This is a genomic window from Peptoniphilus timonensis JC401 (assembly GCF_000312025.1).
In the GTDB taxonomy this organism is placed as follows: Bacteria; Bacillota; Clostridia; order Tissierellales; family Peptoniphilaceae; genus Peptoniphilus_A; species Peptoniphilus_A timonensis.
The window spans coordinates 132,425-139,763 of sequence record NZ_HE978594.1; the positions used below are offsets into that span (position 1 = coordinate 132,425).

Sequence of the window (7,339 nt, forward strand, 5' to 3'; positions counted from 1 at the left end):
AAAAAGAAAAACCCGAGAGTTTCCTCTCAGGTTTTATCTTTAAATATTAGTTAGATTTAACTAATTAAGCTTCTTTTTGTCCAGCTTGAGGTGCGAATTTATCAATAGCTGTTTGAAGAGTTGTTTTAGCTTGGTTCATTTCTTCAGTAGTTTTGTCTAATTCGCCTTCTGCTGTAGTGATAGCATTGTTAATAGCATCAATATCTGCTTGTTTTGCCCACTTTTCAGTTTTAGCTACTTCAGTACCATCTTCAGATGCTTTAACATCTTTTACTTTAGCTTTTGCTTCGTCAATTTTAGCTTGAAGATCTGCTTTAGCTTGAGCTTTTTCAGCTGCTGCTTTTTCAGCTTCAGCTTTAAATTCATTTACTTTTTTAGTAACATCAGCTAATTTTTCAGCGTGAGCTTTGTAATCATTATCAAATTTAAATTGATCTGAATTTGAAAGTTTTGTTAAAGCAATATAATCTAGTTCTTTTTGAACATCTTTATAGTTTTCAGCAGTAACTTTGTTTACTGGAGTTAATTTTTCAACATCATTTACATAAATTTGAAGTACAGTTTTTCCTTCTTTAATAGCTGGGAAACCTGCTTTGTTTAATCTAAAGTCATAACCCCAATCTCTATTATCATATTTCTTAAATTCAACTTTGAATTTAATTTTTTGTCCTTTAGCTAATAGATCAGCATTTTCTTTACTTACTTCAAATACCTTTGTAGTACGAGCAAGTCCTTCATCCCAGTTAGCTTCTTCAATTTCAACTTCTACAGTGTAAGGATAAGCTGCATTATTAACTTTTGTAACAGTACCTACTACAGTATTAGCTTCAATTCCTTGAACAACGTTTAGAACAGAACCTGATTTATCAAATAGGTCTCTTGTGTCTTTAGTATCATCAAGAATAGATACGATTTCGATATCTCTTGCATCTTTGTTGTTAGCAGTGAATTGTAGGTAGTCACCCTTAGCTAAATCTTTGTATTGTTTAGCATTAAAGATGTCTGCATCGCCTACATAAAGAAGAGTTTCGTTTCCAAATCTGTCTTCAACTTGAATTTCATCATTGTCAAAGATTTGTGCAACTTTAACTACAGGGAATGCTTTTTCATCGCTGTGGTCAAGAAGTCTGTCGATAACGTCTCCACGAGTTTCGATAACGTCAAGTAAATCACCATAGTTTAGTGGGAAGTTAGCTTTGTTAAGAACGTTGTCTCTGTCGTAAAGTTTTCCATCAGTATCTTCTAGTGTAGAAGAGAATTTAGAAGAAGAAGAGTTAATTACTCTGTATCTGTCTCCATCATTGTCTTTAGATACAATGTTAAATACGATAACTCTAGCAGTGCTTCTTTCAGAATCGAAAGATTTTACAGCTGATTTGTGATCATCTGTGTCGAATCCTGCATAAACATTAGGAATCTTGAAAGTTTCTCCATAGTGGTGGAAACCGATTAATGAAAGTGCTTCATTAATGTCTTTAACTTCTTTCATAATGTTGTTGTATGGGTTAGCAACATAGATTTCAGTTTTATCGTTAACCTTTAGGTCAGCGAAAACTTTTCCATCAGCATTGTGGAATTTGATATAATCAGCTTTAGTGTTTGAAGAATTTAACTTAACAGTAGCGTAAGCTCCGTTAATGTCTTTTTGAGCAATTTCTTTTAGTGATGCTTTGTCGAAATCATAGTTTGTAGTTTCAGCAGTTGCATCAGCTACACCTTCCCAAATATGGTTGTCTTTGTCAAGAAGTTGATTCTTTTCGTCAGTTCTTGCAAGTACTTTTGGGTTACCAAGTTCGATAATGTGAGTTACTTCGTTCTTGTCGTTAGTAAGAATTCTTACTAGAGATCCCTTGTAAAGGTCAAGATTGTTAAGGCTGTTAACTTTAACGATTTGTTTTCTAGTGTTGTTACCATCAACGATTACTGTATCACCAGTGATAGTGTATTCTTTGTCACTATCTTGGTTAAGAGTAAGTTTAGAGTTTGTTAAGTTAGAAACAATACCTCTTGTTTCGTTAGCTGGTACTCTCTTGAATTCTTTCATTTTGTAAAGAGCATTGTAAACCATAGTGAATGCGTCTGCTCTGTTAGCTGCTTTGTTAGAATCTGCAACTGTTACGTCGTCAAGAATTCCAAGTTCAGCTGCCCAAGTCATCCAAGAAGAAGCCCATTTAGCGTCTTTAACCATGTCTGCAGTAAGATCTTCTTTAACAAGAACTACTAGCATTTTAGCTAATTCAGCGTAAGTTACATCGTTTTCTGGCTTGAATGATCCATCAGGATATCCTGCTAGCATAGCAATTCCGTTAGCATCAGAAGGAACAGTTGTACCTACTGTGATAACTCCGTTTGCCCAGTGCTTAGTATCTACGTCAGAGTAGATTTTCATTGATCCTTGTAGTTGTTTAGCTAATTCTTCGTTACCGTTAGCTAGTACAAGTAATCTTGTAATTTCGGATCTCTTGATGTTTTTATCAAGTCCGTAGTTTCCGTCTTCATAGCCTTCAACAAGCTTTTTGTCGATTACGTATTGGATTTTGTTATCTTTTCCAACTACTTTTTCAACTTTTTCTCCAGCTTCAGCTTTTTTAGCTTCAGCTTTTTTAGCTGTTTCGGCGAAGACACTTGAGAATGTTCCTAGTACCATAACTAGTGCTAGTACTAGAGAAATAATTTTCTTGTTCATTTGTCTTTCGACCTCCTTAAAAATTTTGTAGATTCTACAAAAGTCTCAAACTTTTGTCGCCAAGACTGAACTATCTCGGCTAAGAGGTCGACAAATAAATATCGCCTTTTGGTTTTATTTAGTTGTCATGTTCCTCTTGTGCTTATATTATACACTAGAAATTTGCTTTGTAAAATTACAATTACATTACATAAATTTCATCCATGAAATTATCATGAAATATTAAGATTATTGTCTGTAATTGGCATTTACTGGCACTTTCCTGTGCTAATATAAATAGGTCTTTTGGACCGTATTTAGAATTATAACAAAGTGGTTACAATTTTGCAATTGTATTTTTGGGTAAAGGGTGGAAAAAGTTTTTCTTTTCTTATATAAAGAAAGGATGGAAGAATTTAAGAAAGGGGTGAAAGATGAAATCTTTGAGAATATATATATGTTTTTATAAAATTTTTAAAAGCTAATGATTTTTGATTGGTTTGTAAATCCCATGGCTTTAATCCTTCTTATAGATCCTTCATTCTTTTCTCTGCTTCTTTATAGACTTTGGAGTCTGCTCTTGCCGCTATTATAATTATCAAGACATTATCTTCGTGTTTTTCTAATTTGTAGACGATTCTAAGTCCTGAACTTTTTAATTTTATTTTCATAAGTCCTGCTAATGATGAATTGCTTTGGTTTCCTAGTGGCTTCCCATATCCTCCTTCTGTATTGGGTAATGGATTTATTAGTATTCTTTTTATCGCTTTATCTACAATTTTTCTTTGTGAACCGTCTAAGGCTTTGTAATCTTCTGCTGCCTGCTTAATAAAGGATAGCTTGTACATCATTCAAACTCATCTTCACTAAGAGGTTCAATGTCATCGAAGTTCATCTTAAATGCTTCTTCAATATCTTCTTTTGAAATAACTTCAATTTCATTCATGGATTCAAGTCTTGACTTAGCAAGCATTAAGTCCCTTGCATCCTCAACTTCATCCATTAGTCTTGAATACTCCTCTGGTGAAAGAAGAACGCACTCAGGTGTATTATTTTTTAATACAACTTTTGATCCAGTGGACTTAACATCATCAAAAATTCTACCTGCAAGACCTCTGTTAAAATCAGATATAGATACAGTTCTATTAGAAATTTGTTTAATAAAGTTCATATAATCACCTCATTGTCATTATAACACAAGGATAAAAAGATATATATATTTATCGATAAAATTATTGTTAAAATTGTTTTAAAAGCTGACGCTTTTAAAAAATGTTTCTATAGAACTTATCTTTATATAAATTTTTTTGATAATTTTTACAATCATTCCTCATCTATTTTTTGTTTTTAATTTTTGAATATCCTTTTAACCCTCATTTTCTCCCTCACTTTGACCGTCATTTTGAGTGTTATTTTGGGTGTCATTTTGACCGACATTTTAACCGACATTTTGACCGACACTTTGCCCGACATAATTTAAATTCTTTAGTATTGTAATAAAAGAAGATTATGTTGATTTAAACTCTGGCTTTATTATTCAATTCCTCCTAATGCAAAACACTCTTTACAGATAAACTCGATAGTCATCTGCAAAGAGTGCCCTTTCTCTTATATTATTTCTCCATTATAGAAATTAATCAAAAACTTATAATTTTATACTTGCAAAATCAATTCTTTTTATTTCATCAATCCTACATAAGTTTCTTTTAAAGAAACTTCCGTCTTTATTCCAAGTTCTTCAAATACTTCATCTAATTTTTCATATAATTCTAAAAAGTTTTCATAGGATATGTTGTTGCCCATGTGTCCTATTCTAAATACTTTTTCAAATATTTCTCCTGCTCCCTTTGATATAAGGATTCCCCTTTTTCTAAGTGCTGATAGGATGTCTTCTGCTATAAATCCTTCTGGAACCATGACTGCTGTTAGGGTATTTGATCTTGAGTCTTTGGCATAAAGTTCAAATCCTGCTTTTTCAAATATTTCTCTTGTTACTTCTGCGTATTTTTTGTGAAGAGCTAAGGAATCTTTTTCCATCAAAATGTCTAGTGCCAAGTCAAGGGCATAGGTCAAGTTTTCATTCATTGTGTATGGAAAAGCAAAGCTGTCAGAGTATTCGTAGTAGTTTGTGAAATTCATGTAATATGAAGGAACTGGTTTTTTTCTTTCTTTTATGGCTTCTTTTGCTCTTTCTGATATTGTGACTAGTGTTAGTCCTGCTGGTGCTGAAATGCATTTTTGACTTCCACCAAGGGCTATGTCAACTTTGAAATCGTCAAAGTCAAATTCTTCTCCACCCATTCCTGACACTGTATCCACAACTGTTAGGATTCCATAGGAATTTAGGAGATTGCAAATAGTTTTTACGTCATTTGTTATTCCTGATGGTGTTTCGCAGTGAACCATAGTTGCAACTTTGAAGTCGTGATCTTTTTCTAGGAATTTTTTTAATTTTTCTATATCAAATCCTCTTCTAAAGTCATCTTCATATATGTAAGATTCTCCACCATAAAATTTTACATAGTCGGCAAAGCCTGCTCCAAAAACGCCGTTATTTAGGACTAGGACTCTGTCGTTTTCTTCTACTAGGTTTATAATTGCTGCTTCTAGTCCAATTATGCCTTCGCCAAGCATGATAAAGGAAGTGGCATCTGTTTTTAATAGTTTTGAAATTTTCTTTTCTACTTGTCTGTGTCTTTTTTCATACTCTAGATCAATGTCTGGGTTTGTGTGTGATTTTCCCATGACTTCCATTACTCTTTCGTCAATTGATGTAGGTCCTGCACATAGTATTTTCATTTTTTACCTCTCTTATGTAAATTTCTTTTGAATAAATTATATTAATATAGATAGAAAAAAACAAGCTGCCTTTTGACAGCTTGCTTTTGGTTTTTATTTATTTTCTACAAAGTAAATTCCTTCTTCTATTTGTTTAAATATTTCGTCATATTCTTCTTTATCAAAACCAACAACGCATTTGCTTATGCTTTTTCCGTCTTTTTCAAGAGTTATTATATGAGTTGGATAATAAACTCTATCATTATACTCTGTTCGGTCAGAATAATATTTTTCAAATATTTCATCTTTTTTTTCTTCGCTATCTCTAATATCTCTTGATATATATTTGATGCCTTTGTTATCTAAATATGCTTTTAATTTTTGGCAGTAAGGACATTCTTCAAATCCATAGATTAAAAATCTTATGTCTTCTTCTCCTGTTTTTGTTTTGATTTTGTTTATAGGCGCAGTGAAGTAACCTTCTTCATATATGTCTTTTATGTTTGCATCTTTGGAATCTAATAAAACTGTTCCTGTTTTGAAGTCATAAGCTACTCCAAAGTCCAAGATTTTTGCTAGGTCTCTTAATCGAAAATAGTTGTATCCATCTATGAAATATCCATTAAGTTCTATGTCTTTTCCTTTGCTGTCAACTATTTTTTGTTTATTTGTTTTTGCTATTTTTTCTTCTTCCGTTTTTTCAACATAAGTTAAGTCTTCTTTTTGATTTTCACCCTTTGTTATAATTACTTTTTGAGTTTTATTGTCGTAAGATACCATAAATTTTGATGGTGTGTTCTTTAGAAGAGCTGCTGCATCTCTAATTCTTACATAGTTAGACCTATTTATTAGGTAAGAATTTATTTTTATGTCTTTTCCGTCAAATCTAACTTTTTCTCCTGATGTCTCAGCAAACCTTTCGTCTGATTCTAATTTTGATATTTTAGCTTTGTTCTCTCCTTTTCCTGCATTGCTGTTAGCTAGGGTTGTCATTGGACTTGTTAAGGTTAAAAGAGCTAATAATACTACTGCAAATTTTTTCATAATCTGCCTCCTTTAAATTTATTACTAGTATTTTATCACATTAAATTAAAGTTTAAATGTTATTTTTAAATTTTTTATGGGGACAACAAAAAAACAAGCTGCCTTTTGACAGCTTGCTTTTATAATTTTATCTTTAATCTTTAAAGATTGGACTAATTTTTTTGTAAACTAGCATCATCACTGCTGATGTTGTGAATCCTTTTATTAGATTAAAAGGAAGGACTGAATAAATCATCATGGAAAATAGTCCTGTGATTCTTGGTGTGATAGCTGATCCCATTTCTATTATTGCGTCCATTGGCATTACTTTTGCGTAAAGTGGGAAAACTACGAAATAGTTTGATAGCATTGCTAAAAAAGTCATGGCAAGAACTCCTAGTGTTAATGATAATATGGCTCCTTTATATGTCCTGTGTTTTCTATAAAAATATGCTGACACAAAGGCAAAGGTACTTGAGATTAGGAAGTTGGATAGTTCTCCTATTCCTGCTGTCATTGTTCCTTTAAATATTATGTGCATTATATTTTTTAAGGCAGCTATTATTATTCCAAAGACTGGTCCCATTGTGAAAGCCCCCATGAGGACTGGCAAATCTGAGATGTCTAGCTTCATAAAGGGTGGTGCTACAAAGGTAATTGGCAATTGAAAGTACATCAATATAAATGCAATTACTGATAGCATTCCTACTTTTGTCATGTCTTTTGTTCTTATCATAGAACTTGAATTTACTTTGTTCATTTTACCTCCTGTTGGGGCATAAAAAAACCCCGAACCTTCGGGGCATGAAAGTTTAAATCATTCTCTCATCCAGACTTTACTGTCGGTATTGGAATTGCACCAATTCGGCTTTC

6 protein-coding genes are annotated in these 7,339 nt (G+C 32.5%); all 6 read right to left on the reverse strand.

Annotation, left to right across the window (positions count from 1 at the left end):
- Positions 1 to 64 precede the first annotated feature (64 nt).
- Positions 65 to 2,686 (reverse strand): S-layer homology domain-containing protein, encoded by a 2,622-nt coding sequence (locus tag HGPT_RS04355; RefSeq protein WP_019138641.1) that lies wholly within the window; start codon positions 2,684 to 2,686, stop codon positions 65 to 67.
- Positions 2,687 to 3,192: 506 nt separating this feature from the next.
- Positions 3,193 to 3,516, reverse strand: a complete 324-nt coding sequence (locus tag HGPT_RS04360) for a type II toxin-antitoxin system RelE family toxin (RefSeq protein ID WP_040542523.1) — start codon at positions 3,514 to 3,516, stop codon at positions 3,193 to 3,195.
- Positions 3,513 to 3,836, reverse strand: a complete 324-nt coding sequence (locus HGPT_RS04365) for a type II toxin-antitoxin system Phd/YefM family antitoxin (RefSeq protein WP_019138643.1) — start codon at positions 3,834 to 3,836, stop codon at positions 3,513 to 3,515. The genes HGPT_RS04360 and HGPT_RS04365 overlap by 4 nt, the downstream gene beginning before the upstream one ends.
- A 506-nt stretch (positions 3,837 to 4,342) precedes the next feature.
- The gene (locus HGPT_RS04370) at positions 4,343 to 5,464 is read right to left on the reverse strand and encodes a pyridoxal-phosphate-dependent aminotransferase family protein (RefSeq protein WP_019138644.1); all 1,122 of its coding nucleotides are present in this window, start codon (positions 5,462 to 5,464) and stop codon (positions 4,343 to 4,345) included.
- A 93-nt stretch (positions 5,465 to 5,557) separates the two neighbouring features.
- Positions 5,558 to 6,487: a glutaredoxin domain-containing protein gene (locus HGPT_RS04375; RefSeq protein WP_019138645.1), complete on the reverse strand. Its 930-nt coding sequence runs from the start codon at positions 6,485 to 6,487 to the stop codon at positions 5,558 to 5,560.
- Between the two features lie 133 nt (positions 6,488 to 6,620).
- A complete protein-coding gene (locus HGPT_RS04380) occupies positions 6,621 to 7,226 on the reverse strand; it encodes an ECF transporter S component (protein WP_019138646.1) in 606 nt (201 codons plus the stop codon).
- Positions 7,227 to 7,339: the final 113 nt, after the last annotated feature.